Source organism: Breoghania sp. L-A4 (genome assembly GCF_003432385.1).
Lineage (GTDB): Bacteria > Pseudomonadota > Alphaproteobacteria > Rhizobiales > Stappiaceae > Breoghania.
This window is the reverse complement of the sequence record NZ_CP031841.1, coordinates 3033133-3051236: the sequence shown is the minus strand read 5'-3', so window position 1 is coordinate 3051236 and position 18104 is coordinate 3033133. Positions and strand designations below refer to the sequence as shown.

Sequence of the window (18104 nt, the reverse complement as noted above, 5' to 3'; positions counted from 1 at the left end):
GGCGCCCCTTCTTTCGTCGCGTTGGCGTGCGCGGCCGCCTTAGCCTTTGGCCGCGTGGAAGGCCGTGAAGCCGGCTTCCAGATCCTCAATCAGATCACGCGTGTCCTCCAGCCCGACGTGCAGACGGACCAGCGGACCGGCGGCCTCCCATGTGGTGGCGCTGCGCGCCGAGCGCGGTTGCGCCCATAGCGCCAGACTCTCGTAACCACCCCACGAATAGCCCAGGCCGAACAGCGACAGCGCGTCGAGAAACGCGTGAACGGACGAGTCCGACGCCGGTTTCAATTCGAAGCTGAACAGACCAGACGCGCCGGAAAAGTCCCGCTTCCACAAGGTGTGGCCGGGATGCGAGGGCAGGGCGGGATAGAGTACCCGGGCGACATCGTCCCGCTTTTCCAGCCAGTTGGCGATCTCAAGCGCGCTGCGCATGTGACGTTCCAGCCGGACGCTCATGGTACGCAGGCCGCGCAATGCCAGATAGACGTCGTCCGGACCAACGTGCAGGCCCAAATCGCCGTGCATGGCGCGCAGCGCCGGCCAGGCGCGCTCGTTCGCCGATACGGTACCGATCATCACGTCGGAGTGGCCGACGATGTATTTGGTGCCCGCCTGGATCGACAAGTCCACGCCAAGCTCCAGTGGCTTGCAATAAAGCGACGTGCCCCAGGTGTTGTCCATCATGACCAGCACGTCGTGCGCCCGGGCGCAGGCAACGATTTCCCTCATATCCTGCATTTCGAATGTGAGGGAGCCGGGGGACTCGGTGTAGATAGCCCTTGTATTTTTACGGATTAACTTCCCAAGCCCATTGATATCGCAGGGGTCGTAATACGAGATATCCACACCATACCGTCTCATCACTTTGTCGCATAGGTTGCGGGTTGGTCCGTAGACCGTATCGGCGATGAGCAGATGGTCCCCTGATTGTGCGCAGGAAAGCATTGCAAGCGAGATGGCGGCGAGGCCCGAGGGGGTGAGTTTGGTGCCCGCCGCTCCCTCCAGCGTGGACATGGCGTCTTCAAGCGCTTCGGTCGTCGGAGTCCCGCGGCGGCCATAGACATAGGGCTGATTGCCCGAGAGCATGGTTGCGACATTGGGGAACAACACGGTGGAGGCGTGAACCACCATCGGATTGACGAATCCTTGGTTGTCGGCAGGGTTGCTGCCGGCGTGCGCAATGGTTGTATTCGGGCGATATTTTTCAGGTGCCGTTTTTTTTTGCATGTTCATGCTCTGTGCGCTGGCAAAGGAGGAAAGGAAGAGCGAACCGCCACGTTTCTGGCGATATTCCTTAAGGGAAGCTCTTGACCGGCATTTCCAAATGGCCCTGAATGAAATCAGGAGACATAAGATCGCCCCTTGCCGGAGAACACTTTTGGCGAGAGGGCGGCATTTGGGCTTCGCCGGAAAAGGGTGAAGTTGTTTCCGAACGCTAATGCATCAACCGGGCAATAGGAAAGGCTGCACATTATGAAAACCAAATTTGTGCCTGTCGTAATGGGATTGGCGATGGGAGCTGTCGCGACTGCAGCGTCGGCGGCCACTCTCGACGACGTGAAGAGCAAGGGCTTTATCCAGTGTGGTGTGAGCCAGGGTCTGCCGGGCTTCTCCGCTCAGGACGATAAGGGCGCATGGAACGGCATCGACGTGGATTACTGCCGCGCCATGGCCGCCGCGGTCTTCGGTGATGCCGAAGCCGTCAAGTACACTCCGCTGTCCGCGAAGGAGCGCTTCACGGCGATTTCGTCCGGTGAGGTCGACATCCTGTCGCGCAACACCACCTGGACGATGACCCGTGACACGCAGTTGGGTCTGAACTTCGCCGGGGTTACCTATTATGACGGCCAGGGCTTCATGGTCCGCAAGTCGCTTGGCGTTTCCTCGGCTCTCGAGCTGTCCGGCGCGTCCGTTTGCACAAACACGGGCACCACGACGGAGCTGAACGTCACCGACTACTTCCGTACCAACAATATGGATTTTGAGCTGGTTGCGTTCGAAAAGGCCGATGAGGTTGTGTCCGCCTACGATGCCGGCCGTTGCGATGTCTACACGACCGACGCTTCGGGCCTCTATGCGCAGCGTCTGAAGCTGACCAACGCGGACGAGCACGTGGTTCTGCCGGAAATCATTTCCAAGGAGCCGCTTGGCCCGGTGGTCCGTCAGGGCGACGACCAGTGGTTCAGCATCGCAAAGTGGACCTACTTCGCGCTCGTGAACGCTGAGGAACTCGGTGTCACGTCGGCCAATGTCGATGAAATGAAGTCCTCGGACAACCCGTCGATCCTGCGTCTGCTTGGCGCTGAGGGTACCTTTGGCGAGCCGCTCGGCATCGCCAACGACTGGGCCTACAACATCATCAAGCAGGTCGGCAACTACGGCGAGCTCTTTGAGCGCAACGTCGGTCCGGACACCCCGCTCGGCATCAGCCGCGGCCAGAACGCACTGTGGTCCAAGGGTGGTCTGCAGTACGCCCCGCCGATCCGCTAGTGCCATTTCCCGGATAAATGCCGGCGTGCCGCAACTCTGGGCACGCCGGCCAATTGGTCACAAGACGGCGGAGCATCTGGTCGATCCGTTTGAAATATGACGGGGACGGAAGCTTCGGGAGAGTGGTCTGAGCGGTCGGAAAAATTTTCGTCCGTCTCGGAGCTAATCGCCGAGTTCGCCGCACGGAGCGTGTGGCTCGCTGGGTTCCTCTTCGTCTTGGAGACTTTGTCTGGGGGAAGCGCGTGATCAGTATCCAGGCGGTGCGCCTGGATACATTCCGTAGATCTGTGGATCCTGATCAGCGTCCGCCGCAAACGCCGTGGCTATGCGGTGGATCCTGAGCGTGGCTCGAACCATCAGGCTTGGGCTGGATTTCCGGATTGTCGCGGCAAGCGTTTTTCGACGTCAGGATCGGATCCGCTTTGGCGGCCCATCCCGCGGCAGGCGTGCCGGAGGAAGGGCAAGGTGAATGGACGTCGCGCCTGAGGGGCGCGGCAGCGGATCGGCTGGCAACGCGGGCGGTGTCCTGCGGGCACATCGGGCGAGACGATCGCCGAGGATCAGACGGAACGGATTTCTGGCGGTGATTGTGGGCGTCAGAAGATCGCCGGCGAGGCTCCGTCGAAAAGGCATCTGCGGAGAGATCAATCAATCAGGTCGCAGACACATGCTTAAACACTATGAATCGGGGGCGGCTTCACGACGCAAGACGGGGTCGTCTTGGTCCAAGGCGCTTTTGAGGGGGCATTGAGACATGGCAGTACAAGACAGCCTGGAAGCCTCGGCGGTCACCCAGAAATCGATCATTTATGATCCGAAGATACGCGCCATCTTCTTCCAGGCCCTGACGCTGGTCCTGTTGGTCGCATTCTTTAGCTGGATCACCTACAACACGGTCGAAAATCTGGCGCGCTTGGACAAGAAATCCGGTTTTGGGTTCCTTTTCGACACCACCGGTTTCCAGATCCTGACGACGCTCGGGACCTACATGGTCGACTTTCAGATCGGCGCATCCACGTATCTGGACGTCTTCTGGATCGGCGTGATCAACACGCTCGCTGTGGCCGTCGTCGGCATCATCGGTGCGACGATCCTGGGGTTCTTCCTCGGCATCATGCGTCTTTCGCGCAACGTGGTGCTCGGCGGATTCGCGATGATCTATGTCGAGACATTGCGCAACGTTCCGCTGCTGCTGCAGCTGTTCTTCTGGTACCGGATTCTGATCGAGCAACTGCCGGGAAAGCGCGCCGCGTCCTCATTGTTCTTTGGTCTGGCGGGCCTCAACAAGACCGGTCTCTATGCACCTGTGCCGGTGCAGGAGCCGGGGTTCTGGATCACCGGCGTCATGTTCTTCGTCGGCATTGCCGGCGCCATCCTGTTGAACAAATGGTCGGCCAAGCGCCAAGCCATGACGGGTCAACGCTTTCCGGTTTGGTGGGGCGCGGCCGGGCTGATTATCGGTCTGCCGCTGGTGGTTTTCGTTCTCAGTGGCTCGCCGTTGCACTGGCAAGTTCCGCTGTTCCACACCGATGGTCCGATGCTGAAGCGTGGTTACGAAGCCGGGGTCGGCATGGTGATCAAGCCGGAGATGATCGCGGTCACGTTGGCGCTGATGCTTTACACGGCCTCCTTTATCGCCGAGATCGTTCGTGCCGGCATCCTGGCCATCAGCCACGGTCAGACGGAAGCCGCCCATGCGCTGGGTCTTCGCGCCGGACCGACGCTGCGCCTGGTGGTTATTCCGCAGGCGATGCGGGTGATCATTCCGCCGTTGACCAGCCAGTATCTCAACCTGATCAAGAACTCCTCGCTCGCCGTGGCCATTGCCTACCCGGACGTCGTGTCCGTGTTCGCCGGCACGGCTCTCAACCAGGTCGGCCAGGAAATCGAGATGATCTTCATGATGATGCTGGTCTATCTGTTCTTCTCCATCGTGACCGCATTGTTCATGAATTGGTACAACAGCCGCATGAAGCTGGCAGAGCGTTGAGGAGACGGTCATGAGCACACAACCACTCGCCTATGTGCGCACCGACGATGCGCCAGTTCTGCCTCCTCCGCCCGGGGAAATCGGGATCCGGGGCTGGCTCTGGAAGTACCTGTTCTCGTCGATGTCGAACTTCTCGACCCCCGCCACATCGGTGATATCCGTCCTGATGATGATCGCGACGGTCTCGATATCCTATTTCCTGCTTTCGCAGATTTGGACGGTGGTCAACTTCGCCTTCGTCAATGCCACCTGGTCGGATCCGGAAGGTCTGAAACGGGAGGCGTGTATGCCCAATCCCGGCGCCTGCTGGCCTTACGTGATGGCAAACTGGAAGGTCTTCATCTACGGCCGTTATCCGGATCCTGAAGTCTGGCGGGTCAACACCGTCTATGGTCTCGGCGCGCTGGGCATCGCCTGGATGATGATCGAAGGCATGCCGAAGCGGCCGCTGGTCGCGCTGCTGATGCTCACTGTTTTTCCGGTGGTGGCCTTCGTGCTGCTGACTGGCGGTCACATCGAGATCGGACTCGGCTTCTGGATCTTCTGGCTCACGATGACCGTTGTCTTGCTCGGCTTGTGGGCGGCAGCGAAAGCAGGCGTTGGCGGCGAGGCCCTTGAGGCTTTCAGCGGGTTCTTCATGGTCGTGGGCGGCTTCTTCGCCGGTTTCGCGGTGGCGCTTGCGGCGATGAGCTATGATTTTGGGCTCGTTCATATCGAGACGGCGCTTTGGGGTGGCCTGCTTGTGACCCTCGTGGTTGCGGTAACGGGCATCGTCGCCTCGCTGCCGCTGGGCATCATGCTGGCGCTTGGTCGGCGGTCCACTCTGCCGATCATCAAGATCCTGTCGATCATCTTCATCGAGTTCTGGCGCGGCGTGCCGCTGATCACCGTGCTGTTCATGTCCTCGGTGATGCTGCCGTTGTTCCTGCCCGAGGGCACGGATTTCGACAAGTTGCTGCGCGCCCTGATCGGCGTGGCGCTGTTTTCCTCAGCCTATATGGCGGAGGTGGTGCGCGGTGGCCTGCAGGCCATTCCGAAGGGGCAATATGAAGGCGCCATGGCCATGGGCCTGCGGTTCTGGCCGATGATGGGCCTGATCATTCTGCCGCAAGCGTTGACGCTGGTCATACCCGGTATCGTCAACACCTTCATCGGTCTGTTCAAGGACACCACCCTGGTGCTGATCATCGGCTTGTTCGACCTGCTCGGTCAGATCAACCTGACGTTCTCGGACTCAAGCTGGTCGACACCGGTGCAGTCGCAAACCGGCTATCTGGTTGCCGCCAGCATCTTCTGGATCTTCTGCTTCAGCATGTCTCGCTATTCCATCTACATGGAAAAGCGACTGCATCGCGGACACGAGCGTTGATCGGCTGCCCCACAGGCACGATCCACGCGTAATTGAAGGATGGGAATTATGAGCGAGAACGCTATGGCGGCCGATACGGCTGGCGCCGACCGTTCGAAGATGCAGATCTCCGACACGGATGTGGCCATTGAAATCGCCGGCATGAACAAGTGGTACGGTGACTTTCACGTGCTCAAGGACATCAACCTGAAGGTGATGCGTGGCGAGCGTATCGTGGTGTGCGGTCCCTCGGGGTCCGGCAAATCGACCATGATCCGCTGTATCAATCGGCTGGAAGTGCACCAGAAGGGCATGATTGCCGTCGACGGAATCGAGCTTACCGACGATCTGAAGCGGATTGACGAGATCCGCCGCGAGGTCGGCATGGTGTTCCAGCATTTCAACCTGTTTCCGCATCTCACCATTCTGGAAAACCTCACGCTTGCACCGATCTGGGTGCGCAAGATGCCGAAGAAGCAGGCCGAGGAAGTCGCGATGCACTACCTGGAGCGGGTGAAGATCCCCGAGCAGGCGCTGAAATATCCCGGTCAGCTTTCCGGCGGTCAGCAGCAACGTGTGGCCATCGCCCGCTCGCTGTGCATGAGCCCGCGCATCATGCTGTTCGACGAGCCGACCTCGGCGCTCGATCCGGAAATGATCAAGGAAGTGCTCGACGTGATGGTGGGCCTGGCCGAAGAGGGCATGACGATGATCTGCGTCACCCACGAGATGGGCTTCGCCCGTCAGGTCGCCAACCGGGTGATCTTCATGGATTATGGTCAGATCGTGGAGCAGAACGAGCCGGAGGCCTTCTTCACCAACCCGCAGCACGAGCGGACGAAACTGTTCCTGAGCCAGATCCTGCACTAGGGGTGCCGGTCCCCGTTCAGGGAAAGACGTGAGATATGGAAAGGCCGCGGCGAAATTCGCCGCGGCCTTTCTTTTTCAGTTCGGTCGGTCGAGCGGATCAGTTCCCGCCGTGCAGCAGCGGGGTGATCCGGCGGACCGTGACGCGGCGGTTGCGCGGCTCGCGACCCTCGGTCGGGATCTTCAGGTAATCCTCGCCATAGCCCTGTGTGACCAGGTTCTCCGGCGGGATGTCGTAGTAGTCCGACAGGGCGATCGCCAGCGACTCGGCGCGGGCGTCCGACAGGCGCAGGTTGTACTCATCCGAACCGGGCGCATCGGTGTGGCCCTCGATGAGGAACACCTCGGACGGATTGCGTTCGATGGCGCGCTGCAGGATGCGTCCGATCTTGTCCATCTCGTCGACCTGGTCGCGCGGGATGGCGGCGGAATCAAACGCAAAGGTCAGCGTCAGATCGACCCGGCGCAATTTCGAGCGCAAGCGCTCGTTGTGGCGGATTTCGCCCAGCGTATAGGCGCGTTCGACCTGTTCCACCGGTCTGGCGGACAGGGCGTCCTCGATATCATCTGGGCGGGCGCGGTCGCTGTCGACGATATAGCGGTCGCGCGGAATGCCGATATCAAGCGGCCTTTCGAACCGCAACTGGCGGCGCTCGCGGCCGCCGTGACGTTCATAAGCGCGCTCACTGTTGATGAGCACGGTGCGCTCGCCATTGGGCGCCTCGCGGACACGGCGCAGGATCGTGCCGTCTTCCGCGCGAACGGTGATGATGCGCGCGCCATTGGGGCGCTCGACCACGGTGCGTGTGCGGCCGTTGGGCAGTTGGGTCACCCGGCGGTCGTTGCGATCGCGGCTGAAGCGGCGGTCATCGTCGCTCTTCACCGTGATCTTGCCGTCCTGGCGAATGATCACGCGGCCCTCGACGCCGGGAATCGGCAGGGAGAACTCAAGCGCGCCGTCCTGCTTGCCATCGCGGGCATCGCGACGACGCTCCTCACGTCGGCGTTCACGATCGCGGCCTCCGTCGCGTGCGTCACGGGTCGGCTCCGCCTGAAGCTGCTGGTCGCGAGGCTCATCGCGTGCGTCACGAGCCGGCTCTTGCTGAAGCTGCTCTTCGCGGACCGGTTCCGCCGTGATGGCTCCCGGAGCGGGAGCCGCCGCCGGTTTGCTGTTGGGCTCCCGTTGCTTGTTTTCTGCGCGGTTTTTCTTTTTTTCGTCCCGGTTGTTTCGCTTTTCGTCCCGGGCCTTTCGCGGCTTGTCCCGAGCCGGCTTAGCCTCTTCGGTCGTCGCCTCGGATCTTGCTTCTTCTTCGGACTTGGCATCGGGCGCCGATTCGGGTGCGGCGGCAGCGGGCTTTTCAGCGGGCTCGTCCGATTCCGATTTTGCTTCGGTCTCGGTCTTGACCTCGGTTTCGGTCTTAACCTCGGCGTCAGTCTTTACCTCGGCCTCGGCTTTAGCTTCTGCTTCGGCCTTGGCATCGGCTTCGCTGTCTGCCTTAGGCTGCTCATCGGCGGTCGGCTCGGCTTCCCGCTTCGGCAATACCTTGTCGAGGCATTTTGCCGGCTCGGTGAGACAGTCGACGGCGTCGTTCTGGGCCATCAAGGCAAAGGGAGAGGCGCTCTGCGCCAGGGCTGCGCCCGGAGCGGAGGCGGCAAGCGCCGCGATAAGAATCGCGGCGCGTTTCGTTCGAACAGTCATGTGGTGTCGCCTCATTTTGTTGTGGCATTGGCATCGGTATCGACCGACGGCGGGGAGACGATCGTCGGTTCCGCCTTGCGCACGTCCTCGGTGACGTCACCCTTGGCGCTCGTATTGATCGAGCCCGTGGTGGTCACTTCGCTGCCGGGCGTCGGACGGATGGTCGGCTCGGCTTCACGTGTGCCTTCGGCGACGGTGCCCTCGGCGTCAGCGCCGACACTGGCGCCGGCTTCGGCGCTGGAGTCGACCGTCACGGCGGGCGGGGCGACAAGGCTCGGCTCGGCCTTCTTGGCCTCGGCGTCAACGGTCGGGTTGCCGCTTTGAGCGTATTGGTCCGATCCGGCCTTTGCGTCCATTTCCGACTTCTGCATGCCTTCAACGGCAGGCGGCGTCGAGATGGTCGGCTCGGCCTCGCGCACACCTTCGGCAACATTGCTGCTGGCGTTCGCATTGGCGTCGGCGCTGGTATCAAGCTCAATCGCCGGCGGCGTGGAAATCGTGGGCTCGGCTTCGCGCGTGTTGGCGGAAACATTGCTTTCGGCGTTTACATCTGTCTTGACGCCAGGCTCGGTCTGGAGCGCCGGCGGCATCACGATGGTCGGCTCTGCTTCAACGACGTTGTTGGTCAGAGCGCCCGCAGAGACGCTGTCGGCGAGTGCCGCCGCCGGAGCGGCGATGGTGATGGCGGCAAGTGCAAGTGCAATACTGGTGCTCTTATAAGTCATTTTTCTGCCTATATTTGGACCATTTTGTGAAGTGGCCGATTAATCGATCAGAAATCGACGTTCGGCGCGTCCTTCACCAGACCAACCGGCGAAAATCAAAAAGGTTCAAAATTCTTTCGAAATTTTTAGTCGGAATCTGGAGCGGATCTTCGAAATGCGTTATGTGGCGCGGAAATCCGCTGAATCAGTATTTAAATATGCTTTTCAACACAGGGCGGGCCGGCGGGGGGCCGGTTCGCGATGCGCGCGGCGCCGGCACCCTAAGCAACGGTTCCGACCTGACGGCCGTCCGGGGACGCGCGGACATTCTTCCGTCCGCGCGCGGGCAACTATGTCCGGTGCGCTATGCGGCGCTGTTGCCGGTGGCAACGGGCGTATCGGGGAGGCCGCCCCATTCCGTCCAGGAGCCGTCATAAAGGGATGTCTTGCGTGCGCCGATCTCATCCAGGGCCAGGCTGAGGATGGCGGCGGTGACCCCCGAGCCGCAGGTCGTGACGATGGGACGGGCGGGATCAATCCCCGCCGCGCGGAAGGTCTGCTCCAGCTCCGCGCTGGCTTTCAGGCAGCCATTGCTGTCCAACAGGCTCGCGTAATGTACGCAGGCGCTGCCGGGGATGTGACCGGAGCGCAGCCCGGGCCGCGGCTCCTTTTCCACCGCATCGAATCGCGGTCGCGAACGGGCGTCGGCAATTTGCGCACCGCCTTTTGTGACGATGGCGCGGATATCGTCGACATCGCGCACCATGGCGTGATTGAGCCGGGCGGAGAAATGACGGTCGGGTCGGGAGACGGCACCGTCCTCCAGGGGGCGCTTTTCCGCGCGCCATTTCGGCAGGCCGCCGTCCAGCACGAAGACCCGCGCCACGCCCATGATGCGGAACATCCACCAGGCGCGCGCCGCGGAGAACAGGCCCGCGCCGTCATAGACGACGATGGTCTGGCCGTCGCCGATGCCGAGCTTTCGCATGTGGGAGGAGAAAACGTGCGCGGGTGGCAGCATGTGCGGCAGGTTGCTGGAGGTGTCGCTGATTGCATCGATGTCGAAGAACACGGCGCCGGGAATATGCGCCTCGAGGTATTCCGCATGTCCATCGCGGTTCTGGTTCGGGAGATACCAGGAGGCGTCGACGACCACGACGTCAGGCGCCTCCAGATGGGCGTGTAGCCATTCGCTCGACACCAGATTGCGGCGGTCCATTCGTGTTTCCTTCCCAGATTGCCTTTTAGCCGGATTTCAGGTGTCCAGCCTTATGCGGATTCGCCGGTTTTGACGGCCCTTGTTTTCGATTTTTGTCACCAGAAGCGAGCCGATCTCACGTGTCGATTTTACATGCGTGCCACCGCAGGGTTGCAGGTCGAAATTCTCGCCGATGCGCACCAGCCGCACCAGGCCGGAACCGCGCGGTGGCTGGACGCTCATCGATTTGACCAGTCCGGGGTTGGCGTCAAGCTCCGCGTCGGTGATCCATTCGGTGGAAATGGCGTGGTCGGCCTCGATCGCCCGCATGACCGCGTTCTGCACGGCCTGTTTGTCCGGCGGCTCGGGAATGTTGAGATCGATCCGGCTTTCCATATCGCCGATCTGACAGCCGGATATCTGGGTTTTCAGCACGGCGCAGATAATGTGCAGCGCGGTGTGCATGCGCATGTGGCGGTAGCGCCGTTCCCAATCGATGTGCGCGGTGAGCGTCTCGCCGATGACGGGGAGGGGGGCGTCACCGGACGGAACATGGACGATCCGCCCTTTGGTTTCACCGAAAACCGTCGCGTCGATAGCGAGGTCGCGGCCGTCGGCCAGTTTGAGCGTGCCTGTGTCGCCGGGCTGGCCGCCGCCTGTGGCATAAAAGACCGTGCGGTCGAGCTCGATGCCACCGCGCGCGTTGATGCCCGTGACCCGCGCCTCGCAGGTGGACAGGTATGCGTCGTCGCGAAACAGCGGCTGGGTGGCGTCAGTGAACGTCGTCTCGGGCATGGGCATCTGTATCCGGTGCACGGGCTTGGCTCAAATTTAGGGGTCTCGCGCTTGGATTTCTACAGCAGCGGCGCGAACAATCGGGCGATGCGTCCCAGCAGGTGCCACAGCGGACCCCGGCTCGCGAAATCCGCGTCGTTCAATTCCACCGACTGATCAAAATCCTCTTCCAGCATGCGCCTCGCGGCGGCGATCATTCGATTGTCGGTGAACCAGAGCGTCACCTCGAAATTGATATGCATCGAGCGGTTGTCGCAATTCACCGTGCCGATGCTGAGCAAGGCGTCATCGACCAGCATAACCTTCTGGTGCAGGAAGCCGCCGCGATAGCTGTGCACGCGCACGCCGTGGGCGGCCATGTCACGGGCGTAGCTGGATGAGGCCATCCAGACGATCCAGTGGTCCGGCTTCTGCGGCAGCAGCAGACGCACTTCAACGCCGCGCAGCACCGCGGCGCTGAGCGCGGTGGCGATATTCTCTCCCGGTACGAAATAGGGGCTAACGATCCACAGCCGTTTGCGCGCCCGCGCGATGGCCTCCGTGAAGGCCACGGCGCAGGTCTCCACCTCGTCAGCGGGGCCCGTCGGCATCACCAGCACCGGCATGCCGTCGGTCTGCGGTTCCGGATCCGGCCAGGGCACCGGCGGATAGCTGCGCGTCGCCCACTGCCAGTCCTCGGCGAACGACAGCTGACAGGCCAGCGCCGCCGGCCCTTCGACGCGCACGTGGGTGTCGCGCCAGCGGCCGAAGCGGCGGGTTTCGCCCAGATATTCGTCGCCAACATTCAGCCCGCCGACCCAGGCGGCCGTGCCGTCGACTACCAGGACCTTGCGATGATTGCGGAAATTGATGCGAAATGGCCGCAGGGCGATGAACATCGGATGGCTGCGGTTGAAACCGCTGACCGTGACACCCGCGTCTGTCAGTCGATTCAGATAGGAACGGCTGAGTCCCGCGGACCCGATGTCGTCGTAGAGAAGCAGCACGGTGACGCCGGCTTGCGCCTTCTCGATCAGGCAATCAGCCAGCCGTTTGCCCACGGCATCGTTGCGCAGGATGTAGAATTGCACGAGCACATGGCTCGTTGCGGCGCGGATTCCCTCGAGCATTGATGAGAAGGTCGCTTCGCCGTCGATCAGGATTTCCGCGTTGTTGCCGCTCAGGAAAGGCAGCGGCGAGACCGCATTGTGCAACGGCCATGCGGCGGCGGCCTGCTTGTCCTCGAAGTCGGCGCGCAAAGCGAGCAGCCGGCGTGATTCGGGGAGTTCGCTTTTCATGCGGTCCGCCGGCCTGCGGATCTTGACGTAGTCGTCGAACCTCTTCCAGCCGAAGGCCAGATAGACGAAGACCGTCACATAGGGAAAGAACGCCAGCGACAGAAGCCACGCGATGGTGCCCTGGGAGCTTCGGCCATAGAGCAGTTCGCGCACGGCACAGACGGCGGCGAGCAGGTAGAACAGCGCGACGACGCCCGCCAGGACATTCGAGACGTTTCCCAGTGCCGACATGGGCCAACTCACAACCGGACCTCAATTCCTGGGAACCCTAGAGCAGTTTTGTCGCGACGAGAACGGGCGCGCCTCAGCGAGCCTTGGGTTGGCGTGGCCTGAGCGTCAGCGTGACGGCGAGAAGGCTGCAAGTCGGGAACGTTCGGCGATCGCCAATGGTTCCCGGGTGCCTGTGACTATTCGAACGGCGCGGCAATCGTGCTTCGCTGTTCAAGCCACGCCGGTACCGGAAGATCCTTGGAGCGCAGGAAGTCGGGGTTGAACAGCTTGGACTGATAGCGCGTGCCATAGTCGCACAGAATGGTGACGATGGTGTGCCCGGGGCCGAGTTCGCGCGCCAGCCGGACGGCGCCGGCGATGTTGATGCCCGAGGAACCACCCAGGCACAGACCTTCGTACTGCAGCAAATCAAAAACGTAGGGCAGGGCTTCCGCATCGTGGATCTGGTAGGCGCGGTCGATCGGCGCGTCTTCCAGATTGGCCGTGATGCGGCCCTGACCGATCCCTTCCGTGATCGAGGAGCCTTCCGACTTCAGCTCGCCGTGCTTGTAAAAATTGTAAAGCGCGGCGCCCATCGGGTCCGCCAGCGCGATCTGTACATCCGCCGACTTGGCCTTCAGCGCCATGGCCGTGCCGGCGAGCGTGCCACCGGTGCCCACCGCGCTGACGAACCCGTCCACGCGGCCCTCGGTCTGGCGCCAGATTTCCGGACCCGTCGTCTCGATGTGCGCCTGACGGTTGGCGACATTGTCGAACTGGTTGGCCCAGATGGCACCATTCGCTTCGGTTGCGGCCAATTGCTCGGCCAACCGGCCCGACAGTTTCACGTAATTGTTCGGATCGCGATAGGGGACGGCGGGGACTTCCACCAGTTCCGCGCCGGCGAGGCGCAGCATGTCCTTCTTTTCCTGGCTCTGGGTCTCGGGAATGACGATGACCGAGCGAAAGCCGAGCGCGTTGCCCACCAAGGCCAGCCCGATGCCGGTGTTGCCGGCCGTGCCCTCGACAATGACGCCGCCGGGCTTCAGCGTGCCGCGCTTCACCGCGTCCTGAATAATGAAGAGCGCGGCGCGATCCTTGACGGACTGGCCGGGGTTCATGAACTCGGCCTTGCCCAGGATCTCGCAGCCGGTTTCCTCGGACACGCGGTTGAGGCGGATCAGCGGCGTGTTGCCGATGGCGTCGACGACAGAGGTGCACAGGGTCATGAGGCTCAATTCTTCTTTTTGCCGGAACGGCCGGATTGCCGGCGCGAACGTATTGTCAGAACGGACACGGTCCGCACCGGATTAAGACCCGGCGGCCGGGATTTCAAGAGTTCCGGGGTTTCCGGATGCAAGCGCGCCGCAAACGCGGTCCCTGAAACCGGATCGCGTTGGATCGGGGTCATGCCCACGGGCGGCGGCGTCACGCTACAAGCGCGCGGAGCCGCATTCAAGCGACGGCATTTGCGCGTCGGCGCCGTTTTTCGGAAAATTCTGCACATGAATCCGGCAAACACAGGTATCGGGCGTCGTGCCTGCGACTTGGGAGACCGGAACAAAAAAATGGCCAGGGGATCAGCATCCCGCCGGCCAGTTCCTGGGAGGAGTTCCAGGGTCGGGGAGGACGCGCTCGAACCGTGCGTTCGGACGCGGGGAGAGGGGAGTGATCGGCCGTCTTGCGGCTTGCGCGCCCATTGGTGCGTTTCGGGGCGCGTCTCGGGTTGAAATCAATTTGTCTCAAAACGCATTCTGAAACTCAGCCATCACGGCATCGCGGCAATCGCGATGCATGGACCGGAAGGTGCCGACGGCGCACGGTGCGGCCGTCTCCGGCCATCACGTGCGGCCCCGTTCGGGCCGCACTGGGTTTTCCGGGTGCACGCCTAGAGCAGATCCGTTTCTTACAGAATCGGATCTTTGCTCCAAGTCCTTGTTTTGGCGCAAATCCGGACGGACAACCGGTATCCACTTATCCTGGATTTGCTCTAGGCGGTCAGCGCGCTCACGATCCAGCCGAAAGCATAACGCACGTTGCTGGCCGCGGTCGAAAACAGGTTGGCCACCGCGTTCCAGATCCGGGTGCCAACATTGCCAACGGCAACCATCGCATCCGGCTTTTCGCGCGGATTGACCTCCAGGAACTCGACCGACGTCGCGCGCTCGCCTTCGTCGACGACGCGGCGCGTGATCACCAGCCGTGCGTCGCTTTGCACGCGCTCGCTGTCGGCCTTGGCGACAACGGGTGCATCCGTGTCCACGGCGCGAACGACGATGGCGCGGCCGTCGGGCAGCAGGTGTGTTTCGTTCTTGGCGACCTCGGCGTCGTAGATGACCTCGCCATAGCGGTCGATCAATTCGACCCAGACGGTCTTGCGCCCCTTCACCTCGACTTCGCCGACCCAGATGTCCATGTCGTCGCCGGGTTCTCCGACGATGCCATTTTGATTGGCGACCTTGGCGACGGTGACCGCCAGCCGGTCGGTGCGCATGGTCGGGTTCGTCGGCGTCTCCACGACGGCGGCCGTCGAGGCCACGGTATCTGGAGCTGTGTTCTGCTGCTCGGCGCCGGCGGGCACCGCGAAGGTCATGGCGATCATGCTCGCGCCGAAGGCGAGCGAGCGTAGCGCCGGACGGCGCTTGTGATTGCCGGGTATAGGGGTGGCGGGGCGCATGGCCGAGCCATTGGCGTCGAAGCCAACTGAATTCCACGTCATGTCTGCCTCCCTGGCAGGCGCGGGATCGCGCATCGTCTCATGTCCGTGTGGTTTCAAGGTCGCGTGTGCTTGCGAAACCGCCGAACCTTCAGTCAATCGTTAACGCATTGCCGGACGTTTGGTTCCCGATCCCTTGACGGCTGTGCCGCTGCGGAATTCCTGTCGGGATGACCTGTCCGTAAACAGGTTTCTTCTTTGTGCCTGTCATACATATGCGTGTATTCGGATGTCTCGTCGGAACATTTGCTCCCGATTTAGCGGCATCCGTAGGCTGCATGGTGGTCCGCTATGCGACCCCATGCCCTTGTCATCTATTATGATGAACTCTACCGCGAGAACTGTGATTTAAATCATAAGACTGTGCTTCGAATTTGAACCAGTCGTAGTTTTACGCTTTGTTTGGCTTGTCTTAGAAAACTGACACTGCGTTAACTGCAGATAAGTATCCTCGATCGGCACGTCCAGATGTGGCGGCAGTGTCCTGATACCAATCCGGTTTTCGATTCCGGCGCAGCTTGGCGGAACGCCGCGCAATGGCGGGCGTTTTTCAGCGCTATCACGTTGATGTGAGTGCCGGAGATGGGGGCAGACCCCGTCGGTCCCGATTGGGCGAGGCGCGCCGCGAGGGAACGGATGTCGATGAGGGAAAGAAGTTGGCTCCCCGAGCAGGGCTCGAACCTGCGACAATTCGATTAACAGTCGAATGCTCTACCAACTGAGCTATCGGGGACCAGGACTGCCCCGCGGGGCGTCGATGGATGTGGCTATATCAACGCCGATTGCGCTTGCCAAGCCCCGATGTAGGAAAAAGTGGCCCGATCCGCAAGCGCTTGCGGGACGAAGGCGCGGCGGGCGGGCGAAACGCCGCGCTATCGCGGCTTCCGCGCGATGTGGAAAACCGGCGCCGGTGCTTTGCCGTCGGTGTTTTCCCGGCCGGAGCACCGATCACCATACGGGGGCTTGAGCCATCGCCGCGAACAGCCTACAAAGTGGGTGTTCTGGTTCCCCGTTCCGGGCAAAGCCCTGGGGATCAAATGGGAATGCGGTGAGGAACGACCCGTGTCGGGATTCCAATGCCGCAGCTGCCCCCGCAACTGTAAACGGTGAGCTCCTCGTAATCGCCACTGAAGGCACGCGTCTTCGGGAAGGCACGAATGGAGCGGCGACCCGTGAGCCAGGAGACCAGCCGGAACGTGAGAGCAACCCGCCGTCGGGTGGACGGCCAAGAGGATATGCACATGACCGGTTCGAATTCCTACAAGTCCAAGATCGCGGGCGTCCAAGCCGCCAGCGTGTCCGGCACGCAGGTGTCCGATCGCGCCGCGGCCCTGCCGATGATTTTGGCGACCGCTCTGCTCGGCGCCTTCATCGTCTTCGGCGTCGGCTTCGCGCATTCGACAAGCCTGCACAACGCTGCGCATGACACCCGTCATGCCGTCGGCTTCCCCTGCCACTGAGCGGGTTGGTCCGAAAGGACCGCGCAATCATGTTCGCAAGACTTGTTTGGCCGGCTCTGGGCGCGGGATGCGCTGCAGGTCTGGTCCTCGCCGTGTTGCAGGTTTTCCTGACGACACCCATCATTCTGCATGCCGAGGTCTATGAGACCGCCGGACTGCAAACACCCTCCCTTATGCCCGCCACCTACATCGTGGACGAACCCGCGCTGGTACTGTTTATTCACGGCGAATCCCACGAGGGCGCGGAATGGGCGCCGGCCGGAGGGCTGGAGCGTACGCTTTATTCGTCGCTCGCAGCCGTGCTCACCGGCGTCGGCTTCGCGTTGCTGCTGGTCGCCGCCATGGCGCTCAAGGGCGGACCTGTCACGGCCCGTTCCGGACTCGCCTGGGGCGCCGCCGGCTTTGTCGCCTTCGCTCTTGCGCCGGCGCTTGGTCTGCCGCCCGAACTCCCTGGAAGCGCGGCCGCCGAACTGGTGTCCCGCCAGATCTGGTGGACGGGCACGGTGATCGCGACGGCTATGGGTCTGGCCGCGATGCTGCTGTCGGGAAGCCGGTTGTGGCTGGCGGCGGGCATCGCCCTGATCGCCCTGCCGCATATTCTCGGCGCACCGCATCCGGGTGGTTACGCGTCCACCGCGCCCGCGGAACTCGCGGGGCATTTCGCAGCCGCATCGCTGGCCACGAGCGCTGTCTTCTGGGCAGTCCTCGGCTCGCTGGCGGGGCTGCTGATGCAGCGGATGGATGGCCAGCGTCAGCCCGTCTGAGGCCGTGCGATGTCCCTCACAACACAAAAGAGCGTGCCGCCCGGGACTTTGGTCCTGGGCGGTGCGCGCTCCGGAAAGAGCGCGTTCGCCGAAGACCTGGTGAAGCGGAGCGGCCTCGAGCTGGTCTATATCGCCACCGCGCAGGCGGGCGACGGCGAGATGCGGGAGCGCATCGAAACGCATCGCGGCCGCCGGGGTGCCGGCTGGCGAACGATCGAGGAGCCGCTGGCACTGACGCGTGTGCTTTCAGAACATGCGAAGCCGGGGCGAGCGGTGTTGGTCGACTGCCTGACCCTGTGGCTGTCCAATCTGATGGTCGCCGAGCGTGATCTCGACAGGGAGACGGCGGCGCTGGCCGAGGCGGTGCGGGCGCTCGATGGTCCGGTGGTGTTCGTCTCCAATGAAGTCGGCATGGGTATCGTGCCGGACAACCGCATGGCGCGGGACTTTCGCGACGCGCAAGGCCGCCTCAATCAATCCATGGCGCAGATGTGCGGCCGGGTGATCTTCGTCGCCGCCGGCCAGCCCCTGCTGCTGAAACCTTCTCCCTATCCGGACATCCGCCTGTAGGGCGTGATTCTGGAACTGA

At 62.3% G+C, this 18104-nt stretch carries 15 protein-coding genes, 1 tRNA gene and 1 riboswitch; of the genes, 7 read left to right on the top strand and 9 right to left on the bottom strand.

What is annotated here, in order from left to right; genetic code table 11:
• Positions 1 to 39: 39 nt before the first annotated feature.
• The gene (gene metC / locus D1F64_RS13885) at positions 40 to 1224 is read right to left on the bottom strand and encodes a cystathionine beta-lyase (RefSeq protein ID WP_117414608.1); all 1185 of its coding nucleotides are present in this window, start codon (positions 1222 to 1224) and stop codon (positions 40 to 42) included.
• Between the two features lie 246 nt (positions 1225 to 1470).
• Between metC and D1F64_RS13880 the strand changes: the two genes are divergently transcribed.
• From D1F64_RS13880 to D1F64_RS13865, 4 genes are all read left to right on the top strand, one after another.
• Entirely contained in the window at positions 1471 to 2487 is a 1017-nt protein-coding gene (locus D1F64_RS13880) for an amino acid ABC transporter substrate-binding protein (protein WP_162901549.1), read from the top strand.
• A 754-nt stretch (positions 2488 to 3241) separates the two neighbouring features.
• Complete coding sequence (locus D1F64_RS13875) at positions 3242 to 4477, top strand: ABC transporter permease subunit (protein ID WP_117412914.1); 1236 nt, start codon at positions 3242 to 3244, stop codon at positions 4475 to 4477.
• A 10-nt stretch (positions 4478 to 4487) separates the two neighbouring features.
• Positions 4488 to 5846: an amino acid ABC transporter permease gene (locus tag D1F64_RS13870; protein WP_117412913.1), complete on the top strand. Its 1359-nt coding sequence runs from the start codon at positions 4488 to 4490 to the stop codon at positions 5844 to 5846.
• Positions 5847 to 5894: 48 nt separating this feature from the next.
• The gene (locus tag D1F64_RS13865) at positions 5895 to 6695 is read left to right on the top strand and encodes an amino acid ABC transporter ATP-binding protein (protein ID WP_117412912.1); all 801 of its coding nucleotides are present in this window, start codon (positions 5895 to 5897) and stop codon (positions 6693 to 6695) included.
• A 97-nt stretch (positions 6696 to 6792) separates the two neighbouring features.
• Here D1F64_RS13865 and D1F64_RS13860 read toward each other — a convergent pair whose 3' ends face one another.
• The 8 genes from D1F64_RS13860 to D1F64_RS13825 all read right to left on the bottom strand — a co-directional run bounded on the left by D1F64_RS13860 (position 6793) and on the right by D1F64_RS13825 (position 16024).
• Positions 6793 to 8292, bottom strand: coding sequence for an OmpA family protein (locus D1F64_RS13860; RefSeq protein ID WP_162901548.1), 1500 nt, complete (start codon positions 8290 to 8292; stop codon positions 6793 to 6795).
• Positions 8293 to 8402: 110 nt separating this feature from the next.
• The gene (locus tag D1F64_RS13855) at positions 8403 to 9116 is read right to left on the bottom strand and encodes a hypothetical protein (RefSeq protein WP_117412910.1); all 714 of its coding nucleotides are present in this window, start codon (positions 9114 to 9116) and stop codon (positions 8403 to 8405) included.
• Positions 9117 to 9459: 343 nt separating this feature from the next.
• Positions 9460 to 10314, bottom strand: coding sequence for a 3-mercaptopyruvate sulfurtransferase (sseA, locus tag D1F64_RS13850; protein WP_117412909.1), 855 nt, complete (start codon positions 10312 to 10314; stop codon positions 9460 to 9462).
• Positions 10315 to 10350: 36 nt separating this feature from the next.
• On the bottom strand, positions 10351 to 11088 hold the full coding sequence (locus tag D1F64_RS13845) for an alanyl-tRNA editing protein (RefSeq protein ID WP_117414606.1): 738 nt from the start codon (positions 11086 to 11088) through the stop codon (positions 10351 to 10353).
• 59 nt (positions 11089 to 11147) lie between these two features.
• The gene (cls, locus tag D1F64_RS13840; protein ID WP_117412908.1) at positions 11148 to 12596 is read right to left on the bottom strand and encodes a cardiolipin synthase; all 1449 of its coding nucleotides are present in this window, start codon (positions 12594 to 12596) and stop codon (positions 11148 to 11150) included.
• Positions 12597 to 12772: 176 nt separating this feature from the next.
• A complete protein-coding gene (locus D1F64_RS13835; RefSeq protein WP_117412907.1) occupies positions 12773 to 13804 on the bottom strand; it encodes a cysteine synthase A in 1032 nt (343 codons plus the stop codon).
• Positions 13805 to 14565: 761 nt separating this feature from the next.
• Positions 14566 to 15294 carry a hypothetical protein gene (locus D1F64_RS13830; protein ID WP_117412906.1) on the bottom strand — a complete coding sequence of 243 codons (729 nt, stop codon included), beginning with the start codon at positions 15292 to 15294 and terminating at the stop codon, positions 14566 to 14568.
• A gap of 654 nt (positions 15295 to 15948) precedes the next feature.
• Positions 15949 to 16024 (bottom strand) — tRNA-Asn (locus D1F64_RS13825).
• A gap of 252 nt (positions 16025 to 16276) precedes the next feature.
• A riboswitch (cobalamin riboswitch) is annotated at positions 16277 to 16500 on the top strand.
• Between the two features lie 32 nt (positions 16501 to 16532).
• Here D1F64_RS13825 and D1F64_RS13820 point away from each other — a divergent pair.
• From D1F64_RS13820 to cobU, 3 genes are read left to right on the top strand one after another with little or no spacing between them, the layout of a single operon-like run.
• Positions 16533 to 16751, top strand: coding sequence for a CbtB domain-containing protein (locus tag D1F64_RS13820; RefSeq protein WP_117414605.1), 219 nt, complete (start codon positions 16533 to 16535; stop codon positions 16749 to 16751).
• A 29-nt stretch (positions 16752 to 16780) separates the two neighbouring features.
• Positions 16781 to 17515, top strand: a complete 735-nt coding sequence (locus D1F64_RS13815; RefSeq protein WP_117412905.1) for a CbtA family protein — start codon at positions 16781 to 16783, stop codon at positions 17513 to 17515.
• A 9-nt stretch (positions 17516 to 17524) separates the two neighbouring features.
• Entirely contained in the window at positions 17525 to 18085 is a 561-nt protein-coding gene (cobU, locus tag D1F64_RS13810) for a bifunctional adenosylcobinamide kinase/adenosylcobinamide-phosphate guanylyltransferase (RefSeq protein ID WP_117412904.1), read from the top strand.
• The last annotated feature ends 19 nt before the right edge of the window (positions 18086 to 18104 follow it).